We start from the raw sequence: 19063 nt of genomic DNA, 5'->3' as shown, positions 1-19063 counted from the left end.
CGGTTACCAGTGAGGTGAGTCGGCTTCGAAGCTGCGAAAGCAGTGGAAGGCTGTCCGTCTTCGCTGTCGCAGGCTCAAGCTTCGCCCGACACGCTTCGGCCTCGCGGTTCTGAGCGGCTGCGCCACGCATAGCCCACAAGGGCGAAGCGTGGTGCGCCATGCAGACTAAATTAGCGACATATATGTAATTGAAATTGCTTTAGATTTTTAGCGACCCGGTCGAGTGCATTTCGGCATGCGCGCCACGACTTCGCGCGCCTTGGCCGCTCGGGGGTGGTAATATCAAAGATACGAGACCGGAGATTTCCCGCCGTGGGATCGCGGACAACCGCCCTCGAAGGGATGCACTCCAGAATCAAGCTGATGATCGCGATTGCGGTCGGCCGTTGCGAGAAATGGAGGAGGTCATGGAAGCGTGGCGCGACGACAAGGCCCGGGCGACCCTGATCCGCGATGCAGCGGGAAGCGTGCAACTGGGCAAGACCCCCCGGATGTTTGCCGAGCTGCTGTTCGGCCACACCAATAGCGAGGATCTCGCCGGCTACGACGCCACCTCGCTGGCCTTCCTGGCCGAGCAGGCCTGGCAACATGTGCAGCGGCGCACGGCGGGTCGCGCCGATATCCGCGTCGTCAATCCGATGATGCCGGATCGCCGCGAGATCTCCGTGCTCGAAGTTCTCAACGACAACATGCCCTTCCTGTTCGATTCCACGCTGGCGGAGCTCGCCGAGCAGGGCATCGAGGTCGCCCTGGTTGCTCACCCGATCATCGCCGTGGAGCGCGACGAGCAAGGCCAGCTCATGCGCTTCCATGGCGACGCACTGCCGGATGGAGCAAGAGGCGCGCGCGAAAGCCTGATACATCTCCACATCACCCGCCTGGACGCCGAGGCCGACCGCCAGAGGCTGATCGACGGCCTGACCAGGACGTTGAACGACGTCCGCGCCTGCGTCACCGACTGGAAACCCATGCGCGCCCGCATCGAGGAGGCGATCAGGACCTTCTCTTCCAATCCGCCGCCGCTGCCGATCGATGAGGTCGCCGAAGCCAGCCAGTTCCTGCAATGGCTGTGCGCGGACAATTTCACCTTTCTGGGCCTGCGCGAATATCGCATCGCGCCAGAAGCTGATGCGTCCGACGACGTCTCGACCGGCGAAGGCTTCGGCATCTTGCGAGATCCCGATGTGAAGGTCCTGCGCCGCGGTACCGAAATGGTGGTGATGACGGCGGAAATTCGCGAGTTCATGCGCGAGCCGACACTGCTCATCGTGATCAAGGCCAATGTCTCCAGCCGCGTTCATCGCCGCATCCGGATGGACTATGTGGGCATCAAGCTCTACACGCCCGATGGCCGCCTCGAAGGCGAATTGCGGCTCGTCGGCCTGTTCACCTCGGGCGCCTACACGCGGTCGGCACGGCAGATCCCTTATGTCCGCCATAAGGTGGAGCGAGTCCTGCAGCGCGCGGGTTTCGACCCGAACAGCCATTCGGGCAAGGCGCTCATGCATATTCTCGAAGAATATCCGCGTGACGAACTATTCCAGGTCGACGTCGACACGCTCTACAATTTCGTCATGGAGATCCTGATCCTCTATGAGCGTCCCCGCGTCCGGGCGCTGTCCCGAGTGGACAAGTTCGATCGCTTCGTCTCCATCCTCGCCTTCATTCCGCGCGAGAAGTACGACACCGACGTGCGCACGCGCGTCGCCAACTTCCTATCGCACGCCTATGAGGGACGGCTGGCGGCCTCCTACGTGTCTTTCCCCGAAGGATCACTTGCGCGCGTCCATTACATCATCGGGCGCTATGAAGGCAAAACGCCCGTCGTCGAGCGCGCGACACTCGAAGCCGGGATCAGCGCGATTGCTGCGACCTGGGCCGACAAGCTCAAGGTCGCGCTTAACGCGTCTACCGATGGCATGCGCGCACGCATGCTCGCCAACCGCTATGCCCGGGCCTTCGCCGGCGGCTACACAGAGGTTTTCAGCGCGGAACGAGCGATCGCCGACATCGCCACCATCGAAAAGCTCACGACAGCGCGCCCGGTGGCGATTTCGGTTCACCGCGACGAGGGCCATGACGATCCCAGGCGCTTCGGCCTCAAGGTCTTCTCCGACGCCGTACCGCTGTCACTGTCCTACCGCGTGCCGGTGATCGAGAATCACGGCCTGCGCGTAGTCAACGAACGGACTTATCAGATCGTGCCCGTCGCCCGGCCGGCGCCGGTATGGCTGCACGATATGACGATCGAGACCAGCGACGGCCAGCCGATCGAGATCAGCCCGGAATTCAGCCATCGCCTGGAAGCCTCGATGATGGCGGTGGTGCGCGACCGCGCCGAGTCCGACGGCTATAACGCGCTAATCCTGCGCACGGCTCTGGGTTGGAGGGAAGTCTCGGCCATCCGCGCGTTGTCCCGCTACCTGCACCAGATCCGCGCGCCGTTCACCCAGGACTACATGTGGGAAACCCTGCGCAAGAACGCCGCGATCACCGCCAACCTCGTCGCGCTGTTCCAGGCCCGCCTCGATCCACGCCTCGCCGCCACCGACGCCGAACGTTCGGCGCGCGAGCGCGCCCTGCTTGCCGAGATCGAGGAGCAGCTCAAATCTGTCGCCTCACTCGATGAAGACCGCATCCTGCGCCGGTTCACCAATCTGGTGCAGGCAACCATCCGCACCAACCTGTGGCAGGTCGGCGAGGACGGACATCCGCGTCCGGTGATCTCCTTCAAGTTCGACGCGCGCAGGATCGAGGACCTGCCGGCTCCGCGACCGCTCTACGAGATTTTCGTCTATTCGCCCCGTGTCGAAGGCATTCATCTGCGCTTCGGCAAGGTGGCGCGCGGTGGCTTGCGCTGGTCCGACCGGCCGCAGGATTTCCGCACGGAGATCCTCGGTCTGGTCAAGGCCCAGCAGGTCAAGAACGCCGTAATCGTTCCCGTCGGCGCCAAAGGCGGTTTCGTACCCAAGCGACTGCCGCCGCCGTCCAATCGCGAGGCCTGGCTGGCCGAGGGCACCGAAGCCTATCGCATCTTCGTTCGCACGCTGCTCGAGCTCACCGACAACTTCGACGGCGACATCATCGTGCCACCGGACTCCACCCTGCGCCACGACGGCGACGACCCCTACCTCGTCGTCGCCGCCGACAAGGGCACGGCTACCTTCTCCGACATCGCCAATGCGATCTCGGCTGAGAAGAACCATTGGCTCGGCGATGCCTTCGCCTCCGGCGGCAGCCAGGGCTATGACCACAAGAAGATGGGGATCACGGCGCGAGGAGCCTGGGAGGCGGTCAAGCGTCACTTCCGCGAGCTCGGCACTGACATTCAAACCACGCCCTTCACCGCGGTCGGCGTGGGCGACATGTCCGGCGATGTCTTCGGCAACGGCATGCTGCTGTCGCCGGCGACAAAGCTGGTGGCGGCTTTCGATCACCGCGACATTTTCATCGATCCTGCGCCCGACCCGGCGAGCAGCTTCGCCGAGCGCAAGCGCCTGTTCGACCTGCCGCGCTCGAGTTGGCAGGACTACAACAAGTCGCTGATCTCGCCAGGCGGCGGCGTGTTCTCGCGCTCGCTCAAGGCGATCCCGCTCACACCGGAACTGCGGATCCTTCTCGATCTCGACAGGCCGCAAGCGACGCCTTTCGAGGTGATGACCGCGATCCTGAGAGCGCGCGCGGACCTTCTGTGGTTTGGCGGCATCGGCACCTATATCCGCGCGTCGGGCGAAAGCGACGATCATGTCGGCGATCGCGCCAACGATCCAATCCGCATCGCGGGCGCGGATGTCCGTGCCCGGGTGATCGGCGAAGGCGCCAATCTCGGGGTCACCCAGCGCGGCCGCATTGAAGCGGCGCAGAAGGGCGTGAAGCTCAACACCGACGCGATCGACAATTCGGCCGGCGTGAACACGTCCGACGTCGAGGTCAACATCAAGATCGCGTTGGCTCGCCCCGAGCGCGAGGGACGCCTCACCCCTGCCGACCGCAATAGCCTGCTCGCCGCGATGACCGAGGAGGTCGGCACGCTGGTACTGCGCAACAACTATCTGCAGACGCTGACGCTCTCCCTCGCCGAACGTAGGGGCCTGGCCGAGATCGGCTTCCTCACCCGCTTGATGCAATCGCTTGAGCAGCGCGGCCTGCTTAACCGCGCTGTTGAATTCTTGCCCGATGATGCCGCGATCGCCGAACGCACGAGGCGCGGTGCGCTTCTGACGCGGCCTGAACTTGCCGTGTTGCTCGCTTACGCCAAGCTGACGCTCTACGATGACCTGCTCGTCACCGGCGTACCCGACGATCCTTATCTTGCCCGCGAGCTGTCCCAGTATTTTCCGCGCGAGGTTCAAGACAAATTCCCGACAGCGGTGCAGTTGCATCGGCTGCGGCGGGAGATCATCGCGACCAATCTCGCCAATGCCGTGATCAACCGCGGCGGCCCGGCCTCTGTCGTGCGCCTGATCGACGAGACCGATGCCGATATCCCGACGATTGTCATGGCCTATGTCGCGGTGGATGAATGCTACGGGCTCAAGCGGCTGAATGCCGCGATAGACGCGCTCGACACCCGCATCGACGGGCAATTGCAACTTACCCTCTACGCGGCGATTCAGGATCTCCTGCTCTCCCGCATGGTCTGGTATGTGCGCAATGTCGATTTCAAGGCGGGCCTCGATGCCGTGATCGCACGCTTCGGCCCCGGAATCCGGCAGATTGCCGCCGGGCTCGACAAGAGCCTGCCGGAGGACTTGCGAAGCGGGCGCACCAGGCGGCGGCAGGACCTGATCGATGCCGGCGTGCCGGCCGACCTTGCCGCCGAGCTCGCTAATCTCGATGCCCTGGTTTCGGCACCGGATATCGTAACCGTTGCGGAGCGCACCAACCGGGCCATCGGTGACGCCGCCACGACCTTTTTCGCTGCCGAGGCCGATTTCAGCCTCAATCGCATCATCGCTGCCGCGCGTAGCGTGCCCGCGAACGATAATTACGAACGTCTCGCCATCGATCGCGCCGTTGACCAGATCGCGGCCGCGGAAAGAACACTGGTCGCCAACATGCTGGCAACCAGCGAGTCCGGCCAGCAGGCCGTTGCCAACTGGCTCGCTGCTCATCCTGAAGCGACACGCATCCGCCGCTTGGTCGAGGAGATCGCGGCCAGCGGCCTGACGCTTGCCAAGCTGATGGTGACAGCCAATTTGCTGGGGGACCTGGTCAAGGGCTGATGGGCACGCACGACAGAAAGGGACTCAATGATCCACGCTACTTGCCATACCGCCGATAATATCCTGTGTATCGAGTTCGATGCCACACCATGGTTCAGCGAGGCCGATGCTCCACGCATTATCGATTTGGCCCGACGAGGGTGGGCCAGCACGGCGATCGCGGAATCTATGGAGTACCGACGAGGATACGAACGCGTGCATGACCTAGTCGAGTACGCGGCAAAGCGGCTGCAGCTAGAATCCCTGGAGGACCCAACCTGGGAAACATTCGAGTGTATTGTCGACGGCTCGGAGGCTGTGGCCTGGCTAGAAAAGAACCGGCCTGACGTCGTGGCGGGAATCTCGCGGGTAACCGGCGATCGTTGGCATTGAATGGTGCCCCTGGCCGGAATCGAACCAGCACTCCTTGCGGAACTCGATTTTGAGTCGAGCGCGTCTACCAGTTCCGCCACAGGGGCCTTCGGACGCGAGGCCGGGAGGCCGGTGCGGCGAAGCCGGCGGAATATAGCGGGCGGCGCTTCCGGGTCAACCCGCGCGGAAGTGATTGTGGCCTGTCTCGACACCTTTGCAGTGGCGGGATAGGAGGCTGATGCCTATTTTTGAGCATGGACCCATGCTCCGGAGAACATCCGTGACGTCAGATGCCCTCCATCCGTCGCACGCGCGCCGTCCCGCCGATCCGATCGTCGTTGCGGCGCTGGCGATCGCGGTCGTCGCCGCGGCGACGCTGGCAGGCGCTTGGTTCTTCCAGCTTGTGCTGGATATCCGCCCCTGTCCGCTCTGCCTCGAACAGCGCTACGCCTATTATCTGGCGGTCCCGCTCGGCCTCCTGGTCGCCTTTGCCGCTTCGCGCGGGGCGCCGCGGCAGGTAGCGCTGGCCGGGTTTGCGGTGCTTCTGCTCGCTGCGCTCGCCAATGCCTGGCTCGGCGGCTATCACGCCGGCGTCGAATGGCAATTCTGGCAGGGCCCGACCGATTGCTCCGGCCCGCTGGCCGATCTCGGCAGCGCCGGCACGCTGCTGCAGCGTCTCGACACGGTGAAGGTGATCCGCTGCGACGAGGTGCAGTGGCGCTTCCTCGGGCTCTCGCTTGCCGGCTACAACGTGCTGATCTCGCTGGCGATGGCGGCGATCGCCATGTGGGGCATCGTGTCGGCCAAGCGGGCAGCCTCGTAGGGTGGGCAAAGGCGCGATAGCGCCGTGCTCACTAATCCAATGTCCGGTGCAAGTGATGGTGGGCACGCTTGCGCTTTGCCCACCCTACGAGACTTCCCCGCGCAGGGACGACGAGTGATAGCCCGCAAAAATCGACTTCGTCTAATCGTCCACGTCCTCCTGTGGGCGGCCGAACAGATGCACGATGCCGGGCGTCGTGATCGAGACGAACACAAAGCGCGACAGATGATGGGCGCCGACGAAGATCGGATCGATATGCAGCGTGAGCGCCAGCGCCAGCATGGCATCCATCGCGCCTGGTGCAAACGCGACGACGACGTCGGCGAAGCGCACATCGGTGGCCAGCATGATCACCGTGACGAAAATGGCGGAGATGAGAATCGCGACCGCAAACGAGCCGAGCCCGGCATTGATGTGGCTGAGCAGCGTCGACTTGCTGATGCGCGCAAAGCGCGTGCCGATCACGGCGCCGATGCCGACCAGCGCCACGCCGCGCATCCAGGGCGGCAGGCCGCCGTCGATGAGGCCGGTGCCGTGCAGCGCGGCGGAAGCGATCATCGCGCCGAACATCCAGCTCGCCGGAAATTTGGCGAGCCGCAAGAGCAGTGCGACGGCGATGGCCGCGGCCGCCAGCACGGCGAGCTCGAGCGGCGAAGCAATGAGGCTCGCCACTTCCGTCGGCGTACTCGACGCAATGCCGGTCAAAGCCAGCAGCAGCGGCAGGGCGGCGGTCAGGATGATAACGCGCATGGTCTGCACCACCGCGATTGCCGCGACATCGGCGCCCTTCTCAGCGGCGAGCATGGTGATCTGCGACAGCGCGCCGGGACTTCCTGCCAGCAGCGCCGAGGTCTGGTCCCAGCCGTGCATGCGCTGCAGATAGAAGCTCGAGCCGAAGGTCGAGCAGAACGTCGCCAGCGCCAACAGGCCGATGGTCAGGGGATAGGCACTCATGTGCTGGATCAGTTGCCGCGACACCAGCGAGCCCAGCGTGATGCCGAGCAGCACCAAAACGCTCTGCGTCAGGATCGCCGGCATGGTGACCGGCCGCCCCGCCAGCGCGGCGATGCCCACCGCGGCCATCGCGCCGGAAATCAACCCGCCCGGCAGGTTGAGCCACAGAAACAAGAGGCCGCCGGCGGCACCGATGACGAGCGTCTCGAGCGTGCCGAGAATCTTGGCGCGGTCGGACATAGCGGAGGATATCGAGGCGGGGATCAGGCTCACGCCGCCTTATGGCAAATCCGCTTGCACCGGACAAATGCGTCACGCGATTGCAGCAATGCATGGGTAGCGTCTGCACAATGCCTGCACAAACGTCCCGTAGCCTTGGCTGAACGCGGGCTGAATGCGACGGCGGATCGCGCCTGTTCGCCGCCAGAAAATTTTTACTACAGCGGTGGGCCGATGCGTTGTCGCAAGCTGTGGTTGCGCTAGGATGGTCGCCGCAGATGACTACTGCCCTAAGGAGACCAGGGATGACTATTCAAGCAAAAATACTGGGCGCGTGTGCGCTGTCGGCGTTGGCTGCGTTTGCGATGACGTCGCAGGCGAATGCCCTGACGGCGCAGGAATGCAGCGCCAAATACCAGGCCGCGAAGGCCGCCGGCACGCTCGGCGGCCAGAAGTGGAACGACTTCCGGAAAGCCCAGTGCGGAGCCGACGCCGCGCCCGCTGCCGCCGCTGCGGCTCCGGCCGCCGCGCCGAAGGAAGAGAAGACGGCTGCCAAGAAGGAAGCCGCACCTGCGGCTGCGCCGGCGGCGCCATCCGGCCCCGCGACTTTTCCGAGCGCAGTCGACGCAAAATATTCGAAGGAGACGGCGACGAAGCAGCGCTTCCACACCTGCCTCGATCAATACAACGCCAACAAGGCCAGCAACGCCAATGGCGGGATGAAGTGGATCCAGAAGGGCGGCGGCTATTACAGCGAATGCAACAAGAAGCTGAAGGGCTCGGCCTAGGCAGCAATCGATACAGGCGCGGCCGGAGGTTTCGGCCGCGCCTATGTTTCGCGGAGCAATGTTTCGGCTGACTTCGCCACCAGTTGCGCGCGCTTGCGCTGGCCGCGTTCGAGAAACAGCAAGCTCTGCCCGAACACGAAGCAGTAGAACAGGAAGGCCTGCGCGTCGGCCTCCTCGGCCGCCAGTCCCGTCGCGCGATAGAGATGCCCGACATTCTTCAGCCGCGCGGCGTCGACGCTCGCCACCGCATTGGCCGCCAGTTCGTCGGAGCGGGCCCATTGCCGGATCGCCAGTTCGACCGCCATGGCCTCGGTGTTCATGCGCTCGGAATAGAGCGCGATCAGCGCCTTCAGCCGCTCGCGCGCGGTCGCGCCGTCGAGGCTGGTCTGTTTCTCGATTGCGGCGACGCGGCCCGCGCTCCAGTGCTGCAGCATGGCGTCCAGCAGCGCCGCTCGGTCGCGGAAGCGGCGGTAAAAGCCGCCCTTGGTGACGCCGAGATTCTTGGCCAGCACCTCGACCCGTACACCCTCGACGCCGGTCCGGGCGATTTCCTCAAAGCCGGCCGCGATCCAGCTCTCGTGGCGAACCTCGCCGGCGCGTGCCTCTCCGGTTCGCGGCTCTCCTTTGGCGTCGCTCATTGGTGCGGTCTCGCCGAGTGTCGATACGGTACCGTATTGCTAACCTGGAGAGGGCCTGATACGCTACCGTATCAAGAGACAAAAGAGCCGGAGCAAGTGATGGAACTGACAATACGGCATCTCGAACCGGCAATGGCGTGACCCATGCCGCGCTTCGAGCCGAAGAACACGGATTATCGTGCGGTCGCGACCGCCATGTTCGAGCAGCAGCGCGCCATGAAGACGCTCGGTATTTCGATCGCGCGGCTGGAGCCGGGCGAGGTCGATCTCGCGATGGAATATTCCGCCGACCTCACCCAGCAGCACGGCTTCATCCACGCCGGGATCATCACGGCGGCGCTCGACAATGCCTGCGGCGTCGCCGCCTTCACGCTGATGCCGCCGGGTGCGGGGATTCTCACCGTGGAATTCAAGACCAACTTGCTGGCGCCGGCGCGCGGCGAGCGGTTCGCGTTTCGCGCCAACGTCGTCAAGCCCGGCCGCACGCTGACGGTATGCGAGGCCCGCGCCTATGCGGCGCATGACGGCAAGGAGACGTTGATCGCGACCATGACCGGCACACTGATGGCGCTGACCGGCCGCGAGGGCGCATCGCCAGAGAGGGGGCATGTCGCAGCCTGATCGGCTGATGTGTATTGCAGTGCAGCTTTGTGCTGCGGCCATGGCGATCTGCAGAAAATCCTTCTATGGTCGCGCCGTGCAACTGAGTCTTTCAACTTGATCATCTCCACCGCGCAAGGCGTGCTGGGACTAGCGTCGGGGATGCTGGTTGGGTTCTCGCTTGGCCTGGTCGGCGGCGGCGGCTCGATCCTGGCGGTGCCGCTGATGGTCTATGTGGTCGGCGTGGCGGAGCCTCATGTCGCGATCGGCACCAGTGCGATTGCGGTGGCCGCCAACGCCGCGCTCAACCTGTCCAACCATGCACGCGGCGGCACCGTGATCTGGTCCTGCGCGCTGATCTTCGCCGCGGCCGGCATGGCCGGCGCCTTCGGTGGCTCGATCCTCGGCAAGATGATGGACGGTCAGCGGCTATTGGCGCTATTCGCGCTGGTGATGATCGTCATCGCGCTGCTGATGCTGAAGACGCGCTCGCGGATCGGCCTGCCTGACGTCAAGGTCTCGATGGCGAACATGCCGGCTATCGTCGGCCTCGGCCTCGCCACCGGAACGGTGTCGGGATTCTTCGGCATCGGCGGCGGATTCCTGATCGTGCCGGCCCTGATGCTGGCGACCGGTATGCCGATCATGAACGCGGTCTCCTCCTCGCTGGTCGCGGTTACCGCGTTCGGCCTGACCACGGCCGCCAGCTATGCCTGGTCCGGGCTGGTCTCATGGGCATTGGCGGGGTTGTTCGTAGCGGGCGGCCTCGCCGGCGGATTGGCCGGCACGCGTTCGGCGCGGCACCTCGCCGAGCGCCGCGGCGCGCTCAACATCGTGTTCGCCGTGGTCATTATTGCCGTGGCGCTCTATATGCTGGCGCGTAACATATCCCTACCTCAGCCGTAGACAGGAAATGCAGCCCTTGGCGAGACCCAGATGAAGCGATTGAATAATCCGGCCGGGACGATCCCAGGCCCGACGCGGCGCGAAGCGCTTGGCTTGCTCGGCGCGGGCGTGGCCCTGTTCGGCGCGGGCATGTCGCGTCCGGCGTTCGCGCAAGGCGACGACATCCTGACCGAAGCCCTGGTGCTCCGCGACCCCGACGCTCCCGCGACCGGCAATCTCGATGGCGACATCAACATCGTCGAATGGTTCGACTACAACTGCCCCTACTGCCGCAAGATCGCGCCTGAGATCCAACAGGTCGTGCAGGACGACGGCAAGGTCCGCCTGGTGCTGAAGGACTGGCCGATTCTGGGCGACGTCTCGAAATATGCGGCGCGGGTGGCGCTCGCCGCCAAGTATCAGGACAAGTACCTGCCGGCGCACGAGGCGTTGATCGGCGTCAGTTCGAAATTGACCGAACCGCGCATCCGCGAACTGGTGGCAGGCGCCGGCATCGATATGGACCGCCTCAACCGCGACCTCACCTCGAATGCGAAGGCGATCGACACCATTCTCGCCCGCAACCACGATCAGGCGGTGGCCTTCGGATTCAAGGGGACGCCGTCCTTCATCGTCGGCAAGTTCCGGGTGCCGGGCATCCTGACCATGGCGGAATTCGAGATGGTGATTGCCGACGCGCGCAAGGCGAAGAAGAGCAATTAGCTCGCGCGCATCAAAACGCCGTCGTTCGGGACGACGGCGTTTGAATGTTGCGATTGATCTCGCCCGGAAATTATCAAGCAATTATCGCGACGAGATCCTGACCCAATCCTCGTGGGCGCGCGTTTTCAGCGCCTTCCAGTCCTCCGCCACGACATCCCAGTTGACGAGGGTGCGGTTGGCCTGCGCGACCTGGCCGCTGGCGACGCTCGACGTCCGCATGGAATCGTAGACATAGACGCCGAAAACCAGCAGCAGCGCGCCCAAAATCATTCCGACAAACGTCCGCATGCGATACCTCCGTGACCGCTCACTAACGCGGAGGACGAGGGATGGTTCCCCGATCTACGATCGCACCTTCGGCGGCGCCGGGCGGGGAGCCGCCGCGGAAGGTGCCGTCCCTCAGGCCTGGCCGTTCAGCCATTGCAAGATCTCCGCATTCATCTCGCGCGGATAGGTGTGGCTGAGATCGTCGAGTTCGCGATAGATGACGTTGGCGCCTGCGGCCGACAGCGCTTGGGCTGTCTGCCGCGCCACCTGCACAGGAAACATCCAGTCGAGCCGCCCGTGCACGATGTGAACGGGCAGGCCACGCAGCCTGTCGGCATCGGCCATTTCTGCCATCAGCGGATGAAACGTTGCCGAGACCGGTGCGAGGTGGGTGAAGGGCGAGGCGCTCTCGAATCCCGTGACGTAACAGAACGTGCCGCCGTCGCTCATCCCGGTCAGCAGCATCCGACTGGGATCGACGTTCCAGCGCGAGCGCACGGCGTCCAGGATGCGCAGCAAATTCGGCGTGTCGGTGTCGTCGCCCATCAGTGCCCAGGTCGAGCCGGTCGCGGTCGGGGCGACCAGGATCGCGCCGCGGCTACGGGCATCGCGCAGCCAGCTCCACAGAAAACCGCGGCCATTGCCGCTGCCGCCATGCAGCGCCATCACCAGCGGAAGCGCGCGGTCGGGGGTGTAATATTCCGGCACGTAAAGCGAGAAGCCACCGCGGCTGCCCAACTCGTTATGGTCGTGAAAGACGCCGGCGCTTGGATTGGCTGGCGCCGCCAGCCGCGCCGCCAGATCGCCGTCGTCGCGCAGCGACGGATCGACGAAGAACTCGCTCACCGGCGGCAATTTTGTCGCCAGCGCGTATAGCGCTTCCTGCGCACGCGGAGCGTAGCGAAGTGCGCGAAACACGCTGACGAGATCGCCATTGCCATTTTGCACGACGCGCAGGGCAGCGAACGCGGCGAGTGCCGCATCGCTCGCCGTTTCGAGGGAGGTCTTGATATCTGCGAACTCCGCCGGCCATTCTGCGAGCTTCGAGCGAACCGCGCGCAGGGCCTCGTCAGGCTGCCCTGCGGCCTCCATCACGCGGTCGAAATCGGGCGGGTTCAGGTAGCGCGCGACAAAGCCGAGGGCTTCCAGCGATTGCAACAGCGGCGGCAGCACGGCCACGATGTCGTCCACCACGGCCTCACGCATCACGCCATCCCCTATTTCAATGCAGCCTCTAGTGAAGTCTTGACCTGGTGAAGTCTGATCTAGTGGAGTCTTGGCGCCTTCAATAGCTTGGCGCGGTCGGTCGAGGCCAGCACCACGTCGAAGGTGAGACCCTCGTGGTAGACCGTGAGCGGTACGTCGACGCCGGCGCTGCCGAGCGACCAGAGCTTGCGATAGAAGCCGGTCTGGCTGGTGATCTTGTCGCCATTGACAGCGAGAATGACGTCGCCGGTCTTCAGTTCGGCGAGCGCCGCGGGTCCCTTGCCGGCGATGCCGACCACCACGACGCGGTTGTCGATTTCGGTGGTGAACATGCCGAGCCAGGGTCGCGCCGGCTTGTTGACGCGGCCGAATTTCCTGATGTCGTCGAGTACCGGCTTCAACAGGTCGATCGGCACGATCATGTTGACGTGCTCGGCCTTGCCGTCGCGCTCGCGTTCGAGCTGCAGCGAGCCAATGCCGATCAGTTCGCCGCGGCTCGAGATCAGCCCGGTGCCGCCCCAATTGGGATGCGCGGGATGGGTGAAGATCGCTTCATCCAGCAGATATTCCCAGTAGCCTGCGAATTCCTGTTTTGCCGCGATCTGGCTGGCGACCGAGCGCGTGCGCCCGCCGGCGCCGCCGACCACGACGCGGTCGCCGATTGCAGCAGTGGCGGAAGAACCGAACGGCAGCGGATCGAGGTCGAGGTCGCCGAGCGCTTGCACCAGGCCGAAGCCGGACTCGAAATCGAAGCCGAGCGCGTGGCCTTCCACCACGCGGCCGTCGCTGCGGTGCAGCCAGACGGCCTCCGCCTCGGTGATGAGGTAGCCGATCGTCAGCACCAGCCCGTCATCGATCACGACGCCATTGCCGGCGCGTTCGGTGCCGAGCGTCTCGGCGCTGAACGCATCGGGTGGAATGATCGAATGCAGACCGACCACCGACGACAGGGCTTTGTCGAGGTCGAAGGCGTAATCGCCCGGGCGCGGCTGGTTTGCGGGCGGCACTCTCCATTCGGTCAAAGAAGGCATGGATGGTCTCCTGGCGAACCGGCGCGCGTTTCGGGCGAAGGCGCGGGAAATTCATCACAATCTATGCTGCAAACGGCCGTCTTGAAAGTGTCCCCCCAAATGGGCCGGCATGCGACTCATAACGGGCAGATTCAGAATTGTTCCAAGGCCAGTTGAGGATCATTCCACATTTGCCCGCGCGCGGGCCGGCATGATCCGGAAATCGCGGTTCTCCTTCAGCCAGCCGGCGCGTTCGTCGCGCAGCAACGTGCGGCGGACCTTGCCGGAATCGTCGCGCAGGCCGACATGGACGGCCTCGAAACTTTCCGGGTGCTTGTAGCGGCTGAGCCGGTCGGCCAGGAACGCAGCCATGCCGTCGGCGATAGCCTTCGCGTCTGTGCCCCGGTCGAGTTCGAGAATAGCGTGCACACGCTGCCCGAATTCGGGATCGGGCAGGCCGACCACGACGCAGGAGCGCACATCGGGATGCGCCGATACCGCAGCCTCGACTTCGGCCGGATAGATGTTGGCGCCGCCGCGCAGGATCATGTCGGCAAGCCGGTCGCCGAGATAGAGATAACCTTCCGCGTCGAGCCGACCGATATCGCCAAGCGATTCCCAGCCGTCAGGCCGGCGCTTCGGCTCGGCGCCGAGATAGTGATAGGTGCAGCCCGGGCCGTCATTGGGCAGGAAATAAATCTCGCCGGTCTCGCCTGGCGCTACATCGTTGCCGTCCTCGCCGATGATCCGCAAGCGACAGGTGTCGCCGATCTTGCCAACCGAGCCCTTGTGCGCCAGCCATTCGGTGCCGGAGATGATCGTGGCGCCCTGTCGCTCGGTGCCGCCATAGAGTTCGTAGATGCGCTCTGGCCCGAGCCACTCGATCCATTTCTCCTTCAGCCATGGCGGCATCGGAGCAGCCATGTGAAACACGATCTGCAGGCTGGACAGGTCGTAGGCGTTACGCACCTCGTCGGGAAGCGCCCAGATCCGATGCATCATGGTCGGCACGAAATTCACCCATTGCACGCGGTTCTTCTCGATCAGGCGCAGTGTCTCCTCGGCATCGAACTTGACGAGGCCAGTGACGCGGCCGCCGTTGAACAGCGCGGTGTGTGACACGATGAACGGCGCATTGTGATAGAGGGGACCGGGATTGAGCAGCGAAGCATTCTGCGCAATGCCGAGCGGAGAGGGAAATGTCGTCTCCACCACCGCCGGCATGTGATCGAGGATCACCTTGGGCCGTCCGGTCGAGCCGCCGCTGGTCATGGCCTTCCAGTAGCGCGCCACCGGATTGTCGACGGGCTCGTCCGAGAAGCCTTCAGGCACGAAGTCGGCCGGCAGCGAATTAGGCGCGTTCCAGTCGGGCTGGCCGCCGACCACCAGCGATGGCTTGAGGATATCGAGCACGGCTGCGGCCTCGCCGCGCGGCAATCGCCAGGTCAGCGACGTCGGCGTCGCGCCGCATTTCCACACCGCAAAGGTGGTCTCGAAAAACACGTTGCTGTTGGGCAGCCCGATTGCGACGAAATCGCCGGGGTTGACGCCTTTGGCGGCGAAGGCGCGGGCTCGGCGGTTGGCGTTGCGCTCGAGCTGTGCCCAGGTGAGCGTGTCGTTACCGTGGCTGATCGCGACCGTGTCCGCCGGCTTGCGTTCGGCATACCAGCGCGGCACGTCGGCAATGGGTATGAGCATGGGGCGTTTCCGTTGGAGCGTTGATGCCGCTCTTAGTTTCTGATGAGGCGAGCGCCTCAAAAACTATCGTGACAGAATTGGATGGCGGCGTGAAGGGAGACCGGAGCATGCAAGGCAGACCGCGAAAAGAAAAGGCCCCGCCTCGGCGGGGCCTTCCAACGCAGGCGTCGGGCGTCTACGCGATGGGCTCACCAGTCGGAAATGCCATAACCGACTTCCGTGGTATAGCCGTAGGGTCCGTAGTCGACAGGCACCGGCGCGCCAAACGCAGGGGTCGGCACATAGGCCCGACGACTGACCACGACGGTGCGTGGCCGCACAATCGGCGGTGCCGTGACAACCGGCGCCGGTGCGACGTAAACGCTGCCGGGAGCCACTGCCACGGGATAGGGGTCGACGTACGAATCGACATAGATTGCCTGCGCGGATGCGCTGGTGACGCCGAAGGCCAACGAGCCGGCGACTGCCACGCCGGCCATCGAGCAAATGCGCGATCTCATTGTCATGTTCCGCAATCTCCTTTGCTGCTTGTTACGGCTTCCAACGAACCCACACCACGCACGGTCGTTCCTGGCGCTCACGAAGTTGTTGGCCGCAAGCTCCGTAATGACACCTTCCGCCTACGGACCGACCAGGATATCGGTATCCAGCGGGCTGTCGCGAGAAGCAAACCACTCGGCGCGCAGCGCCACGCGGCGGCGACCACGATCGTCGACCGGCAGTTTCAACGCCTCGATCAGGTCCTCAACCTCGCGGCACGCGGGGCCGCGAGAGATATCCACGTCGATGCCGGGCACTGTCTCGCATAGCTCGTCCAGCGCGGTGAGCCCGCGGGGAAACAGGTCGCGATAAATCGGGCGGTCGTGAAAGCCGGAGACCACCCGGAAACCTGCATTGAGAGCCAGCTCCTGCAGGCAGTCGCAAACAACCTGGGCGGTAGATGATTGTTGCGGCGAAATCCGGTTGCGCAGGACTACCCAATCGATGAGGTCGCCATCGACCGGACGACGATGGCAACGCGTCTCGCGTACCAACTCGCCGTAATGGCTGGTCCCGGTGACCGTCAGCGTGACCGGGTCGAGCGACGCCAGCACGTCGAGGTCGAAGAAGCTGTCGTTGAGCGGCGTTACCAGGGTATCGGTGATCGAATGGGCGAGCCGCATCAGGTAGCTGTCATGCGGGGGCGTATCGATCACGACGAAGTCATGGCGATCCTGCGCTGCGGCAATGGCTCGCTGAAAATCGGAGCATTCGGCGGCCTCGTTTTGCGCCACCATGGCCCCTTCGACGGGGGCGATGCAGAAATGCGTCGGCAACTCCAGATCGACCTGGCTCCGCCGCGCCCAGCCGCGCCGGCTCTCGACGTAGTGGGTGAGGGTCCGCTGCCGGCCATCGAGGTCAACAGTCGCGACGCGCTGGCCGGCCTTCAGCAGCGCAACGGCGAGGTGCATCGCGATTGTGGTTTTGCCCGAGCCGCCCTTCTCATTACCAACCACGACGACATGGGGCGGGGGACGCAATAGATGTACGGGCGCGGTAAGCACGGTTGCGCCTAACCATCGGTTGCTTCAAGCCTGCTCGGGAGGGACATGATCCGCAAGGCGGCGGGCAGCCCCTGCAGGCCAACGGATTGGATAACTGCGCGAGCAGCCGGTTTGTTCCTAGAACGGCCAGGCGCTAGATGCCCGGTGATTTTTGCAAGCCCCCTTGCAGCGCAATTCTGACCCACCTAGGTCGCATGGTGTAGGTTCCGATCGACGTTCAGGTGGCGATCGCGTGCTGTTCGGCAAACGATCGGTACCGAGCAAGATCGATGGCACTGACTTGATCTTGAAAGACGACATTATGGGCGTGCTGGTGGGAGGCCGGCGCCAGTCGTAAGGCCGCTTGAAAGCCGCCCGATGTGATGTGCAACCGAGGAACAGTATCTTAGGAGCATGACCATGGCTGCCAAGGAAGTCAAATTTTCGGTCGATGCCCGCGAGAAGATGCTGCGCGGCGTCGACATTCTCGCCAATACGGTGAAAGTCACGCTTGGTCCGAAAGGACGAAACGTCGTTATCGAGAAGTCGTTCGGTGCGCCACGCATCACCAAGGATGGCGTGACCGTCGCGAAAGAGATCGAGCTTGACGACAAGTTCGAGAACATGGGCGCGCAGATGGTGCGCGAGGTGGCGTCGAGAACTTCGGATCGCGTTGGCGACGGCACCACGACTGCCACCGTGCTTGCGCAGGCGATCGTGAAAGAGGGGGCGAAGGCCGTCGCCGCAGGCGTGAATCCGATGGACCTCAAGCGCGGTATCGACCGCGCGATCGATACGCTGATCGGTGATATCGAGAAGAACTCGAAAAAGATCACGTCGAATGACGAGATCGCGCAGGTTGCAACCATTTCGGCCAACGGCGATGCTGAGATCGGCCGCTTCCTCGCCGATGCCATGAAGAAGGTCGGTAACGACGGTGTCATTACCGTGGAAGAGGCCAAGTCGCTGCAGACCGAACTCGAAGTAGTGGAGGGAATGCAGTTCGAGCGCGGCTATATCTCGCCCTACTTCGTTACCAACGCCGAGAAGATGCGGGTCGAGCTCGAAGACTCCTACATTTTGATTTACGAAAAAAAGCTGTCGGGATTGCAGCCGCTGCTGCCGCTGCTTGAATCGATCGTGCAGTCAGGCAAGCCGCTGCTCATCATTGCCGAGGACGTGGAGGGCGAAGCGCTTGCCACCCTCGTCGTGAACAGGCTGCGGGGCGGACTGAAAGTCGCGGCAGTGAAGGCGCCCGGCTTCGGCGATCGCCGCAAGGCGATGCTTCAGGATATCGCCATCCTTACCGGCGGCACCATGATCTCAGAGGATCTCGGCATCAAGCTGGAGAGCGTAACGATCAACCTGCTGGGCTCCGCCAAGAAGGTGAGGATCGAGAAGGAGAATACGACGATCGTCAACGGCGGTGGCAAGAAAGCCGATATCGAGGCTCGCATTGCCCAGATCAAGGCCGAGATAGAGGAGACCACCTCCGACTACGATCGTGAGAAACTTCAGGAGCGGCTCGCCAAGCTGGCGGGCGGTGTCGCGGTGATCCGTGTCGGTGGAGCCACCGAGGTCGAGGTGAGGGAGCGCAAGGATCGCGTCGACGACGCGCTGCATGCCACCCGGGCGGCAGTCGAGGAAGGCATTTTGCCCGGCGGCGGTGTTCCCCTGCTTCGCGCCGTCAAGGCGCTCGACAAGCTGAAGCCAACCAACGAGGACGAGCGCTATGGCGTCGAGATCGTGAAGAAAGCGCTTTCATGGCCGACCCGCCAGATCGCCATCAACGCGGGCGAGGATGGCTCGCTCGTGGTCGGACAGATCCTGGACAGGGATACGTACGCCTTCGGATTTGATGCCCAGACCGGCGAGTTCGGCAACCTGATCTCAAAGGGCATTATTGATCCGACCAAGGTGGTGCGCACTGCGCTTGAGGACGCCGCTTCGGTGGCAGGCTTGCTCGTCACCACTGAGGCAATGGTCGCTGAGCTCCCGAAGAAGAAGGCGCCACCGACAGTTCCAGGCGCGGGTGCGAGCATGGCCGATATGGATTATCAGATCTAACTCGCGAGTGATTGGCGCGTCTTCGACCGCGCCAATCACAGTTCATCGGCGATGGGTATCTCGCTCCACGAATTCTGAACCGCTCC

Annotated in this window: 15 protein-coding genes and 1 tRNA gene; 7 read left to right on the top strand and 9 right to left on the bottom strand. The window is 63.9% G+C overall.

The features are described from left to right. Window positions 1-395: 395 nt before the first annotated feature. Complete coding sequence (locus V1292_RS04420) at window positions 396-5225, top strand: NAD-glutamate dehydrogenase (protein ID WP_334370565.1); 4830 nt, start codon at window positions 396-398, stop codon at window positions 5223-5225. Window positions 5226-5598: 373 nt separating this feature from the next. Here V1292_RS04420 and V1292_RS04415 read toward each other — a convergent pair. After that, a tRNA-Leu gene (locus tag V1292_RS04415) sits at window positions 5599-5683 on the bottom strand. 155 nt (window positions 5684-5838) lie between these two features. On the opposite strand from V1292_RS04415, the gene V1292_RS04410 reads away from it, so the two are divergent. Next, window positions 5839-6399, top strand: a complete 561-nt coding sequence (locus V1292_RS04410) for a disulfide bond formation protein B (RefSeq protein ID WP_334370563.1) — start codon at window positions 5839-5841, stop codon at window positions 6397-6399. 141 nt (window positions 6400-6540) lie between these two features. Here V1292_RS04410 and V1292_RS04405 read toward each other — a convergent pair whose 3' ends face one another. Then, entirely contained in the window at window positions 6541-7626 is a 1086-nt protein-coding gene (locus tag V1292_RS04405; protein ID WP_442895490.1) for an AbrB family transcriptional regulator, read from the bottom strand. Between the two features lie 251 nt (window positions 7627-7877). On the opposite strand from V1292_RS04405, the gene V1292_RS04400 reads away from it, so the two are divergent. Then, a complete protein-coding gene (locus V1292_RS04400; protein ID WP_334370561.1) occupies window positions 7878-8360 on the top strand; it encodes a hypothetical protein in 483 nt (160 codons plus the stop codon). 41 nt (window positions 8361-8401) lie between these two features. Here V1292_RS04400 and V1292_RS04395 read toward each other — a convergent pair whose 3' ends face one another. After that, window positions 8402-8998 carry a TetR/AcrR family transcriptional regulator gene (locus V1292_RS04395; RefSeq protein ID WP_334370559.1) on the bottom strand — a complete coding sequence of 199 codons (597 nt, stop codon included), beginning with the start codon at window positions 8996-8998 and terminating at the stop codon, window positions 8402-8404. Between the two features lie 144 nt (window positions 8999-9142). On the opposite strand from V1292_RS04395, the gene V1292_RS04390 reads away from it, so the two are divergent. The 3 genes from V1292_RS04390 to V1292_RS04380 all read left to right on the top strand — a co-directional run bounded on the left by V1292_RS04390 (window position 9143) and on the right by V1292_RS04380 (window position 11206). Further along, window positions 9143-9619 carry a PaaI family thioesterase gene (locus V1292_RS04390; protein ID WP_334370557.1) on the top strand — a complete coding sequence of 159 codons (477 nt, stop codon included), beginning with the start codon at window positions 9143-9145 and terminating at the stop codon, window positions 9617-9619. Between the two features lie 99 nt (window positions 9620-9718). Then, window positions 9719-10504 (top strand): sulfite exporter TauE/SafE family protein, encoded by a 786-nt coding sequence (locus tag V1292_RS04385; protein ID WP_334376936.1) that lies wholly within the window; start codon window positions 9719-9721, stop codon window positions 10502-10504. 30 nt (window positions 10505-10534) lie between these two features. Further along, window positions 10535-11206, top strand: a complete 672-nt coding sequence (locus tag V1292_RS04380) for a DsbA family protein (protein WP_334370555.1) — start codon at window positions 10535-10537, stop codon at window positions 11204-11206. An 81-nt stretch (window positions 11207-11287) separates the two neighbouring features. Here the strand turns inward: V1292_RS04380 and V1292_RS04375 are convergent, their stop codons facing one another. The 6 genes from V1292_RS04375 to V1292_RS04350 all read right to left on the bottom strand — a co-directional run bounded on the left by V1292_RS04375 (window position 11288) and on the right by V1292_RS04350 (window position 16931). Next, complete coding sequence (locus V1292_RS04375; protein ID WP_334370553.1) at window positions 11288-11494, bottom strand: hypothetical protein; 207 nt, start codon at window positions 11492-11494, stop codon at window positions 11288-11290. 111 nt (window positions 11495-11605) lie between these two features. Next, complete coding sequence (locus V1292_RS04370; RefSeq protein WP_334370552.1) at window positions 11606-12679, bottom strand: phospholipase; 1074 nt, start codon at window positions 12677-12679, stop codon at window positions 11606-11608. A 59-nt stretch (window positions 12680-12738) separates the two neighbouring features. Next, window positions 12739-13710: a S1C family serine protease gene (locus V1292_RS04365; RefSeq protein WP_334370551.1), complete on the bottom strand. Its 972-nt coding sequence runs from the start codon at window positions 13708-13710 to the stop codon at window positions 12739-12741. Between the two features lie 159 nt (window positions 13711-13869). Further along, window positions 13870-15387 carry an AMP-binding protein gene (locus tag V1292_RS04360; RefSeq protein ID WP_334370549.1) on the bottom strand — a complete coding sequence of 506 codons (1518 nt, stop codon included), beginning with the start codon at window positions 15385-15387 and terminating at the stop codon, window positions 13870-13872. Between the two features lie 188 nt (window positions 15388-15575). Continuing rightward, window positions 15576-15893 (bottom strand): hypothetical protein, encoded by a 318-nt coding sequence (locus tag V1292_RS04355; protein WP_334370548.1) that lies wholly within the window; start codon window positions 15891-15893, stop codon window positions 15576-15578. 114 nt (window positions 15894-16007) lie between these two features. After that, complete coding sequence (locus V1292_RS04350; protein WP_334370546.1) at window positions 16008-16931, bottom strand: division plane positioning ATPase MipZ; 924 nt, start codon at window positions 16929-16931, stop codon at window positions 16008-16010. A 399-nt stretch (window positions 16932-17330) separates the two neighbouring features. Here V1292_RS04350 and groL point away from each other — a divergent pair, with 399 nt between their 5' ends. Further along, a complete protein-coding gene (gene groL / locus V1292_RS04345; RefSeq protein ID WP_334370544.1) occupies window positions 17331-18977 on the top strand; it encodes a chaperonin GroEL in 1647 nt (548 codons plus the stop codon). Window positions 18978-19063 lie beyond the last annotated feature (86 nt).

The sequence above is a fragment of the Bradyrhizobium sp. AZCC 1719 genome (assembly GCF_036924525.1).
Taxonomy (GTDB): Bacteria; Pseudomonadota; Alphaproteobacteria; order Rhizobiales; family Xanthobacteraceae; genus Bradyrhizobium.
This window is presented reverse-complemented; position numbering and strand designations above follow the sequence as displayed.

Bases quoted from the DNA above. Each gene is read 5' to 3' on its own strand.
- V1292_RS04390 (WP_334370557.1), top strand. From the start codon at position 9,143: ATGCCGCGCTTCGAGCCGAAGAACACGGATTATCGTGCGGTCGCGACC.
- V1292_RS04395 (WP_334370559.1), bottom strand. From the start codon at position 8,998: ATGAGCGACGCCAAAGGAGAGCCGCGAACCGGAGAGGCACGCGCCGGC.
- V1292_RS04420 (WP_334370565.1), top strand. From the start codon at position 396: ATGGAGGAGGTCATGGAAGCGTGGCGCGACGACAAGGCCCGGGCGACC.
- V1292_RS04360 (WP_334370549.1), bottom strand. From the start codon at position 15,387: ATGCTCATACCCATTGCCGACGTGCCGCGCTGGTATGCCGAACGCAAG.
- V1292_RS04370 (WP_334370552.1), bottom strand. From the start codon at position 12,679: ATGCGTGAGGCCGTGGTGGACGACATCGTGGCCGTGCTGCCGCCGCTG.
- V1292_RS04380 (WP_334370555.1), top strand. From the start codon at position 10,535: ATGAAGCGATTGAATAATCCGGCCGGGACGATCCCAGGCCCGACGCGG.
- V1292_RS04375 (WP_334370553.1), bottom strand. From the start codon at position 11,494: ATGCGGACGTTTGTCGGAATGATTTTGGGCGCGCTGCTGCTGGTTTTC.
- groL (WP_334370544.1), top strand. From the start codon at position 17,331: ATGGCTGCCAAGGAAGTCAAATTTTCGGTCGATGCCCGCGAGAAGATG.
- V1292_RS04355 (WP_334370548.1), bottom strand. From the start codon at position 15,893: ATGACAATGAGATCGCGCATTTGCTCGATGGCCGGCGTGGCAGTCGCC.
- V1292_RS04400 (WP_334370561.1), top strand. From the start codon at position 7,878: ATGACTATTCAAGCAAAAATACTGGGCGCGTGTGCGCTGTCGGCGTTG.
- V1292_RS04410 (WP_334370563.1), top strand. From the start codon at position 5,839: ATGCTCCGGAGAACATCCGTGACGTCAGATGCCCTCCATCCGTCGCAC.
- V1292_RS04365 (WP_334370551.1), bottom strand. From the start codon at position 13,710: ATGCCTTCTTTGACCGAATGGAGAGTGCCGCCCGCAAACCAGCCGCGC.